This window comes from Dellaglioa sp. CoH-57-MRSF-22, assembly GCF_056781895.1.
Genome location: NZ_JBXAXT010000255.1, coordinates 1 through 246, shown reverse-complemented (window position 1 = coordinate 246; position 246 = coordinate 1). Strand labels below are relative to the sequence as shown.

The window sequence follows — 246 nt, the reverse complement described above, 5'->3', positions numbered from 1 at the left end:
GTCTATTCTGACTCAGCAGAATTCAGCTGCTAATGCAAATGCTATAGCGGAAACTCTGCTACTTACACAGGCTACTTTAGTCAAAGCCAATGCAGTAGCAGAAACCTTGCTCACGGTTGCGCCGAAAAACATACAAGACACGTATGTTCAGATGGAAATAATTTCAGGCGGTTTGATTCCGGCGAATGACTATGGAGTTAAGCTTGAGGTGATTGCAGGGCTTCCATATGACACACAGGATGGATA

Annotated in this window: 1 protein-coding gene; it reads left to right on the top strand. The window is 44.3% G+C overall.

Going from position 1 to position 246, the window contains the following annotated elements; all coding sequences use genetic code 11:
• Positions 1-246, top strand: a 246-nt coding sequence (locus AC1RPR_RS08995; RefSeq protein ID WP_481763606.1) for a hypothetical protein, incomplete at both ends; no start/stop codon positions are given.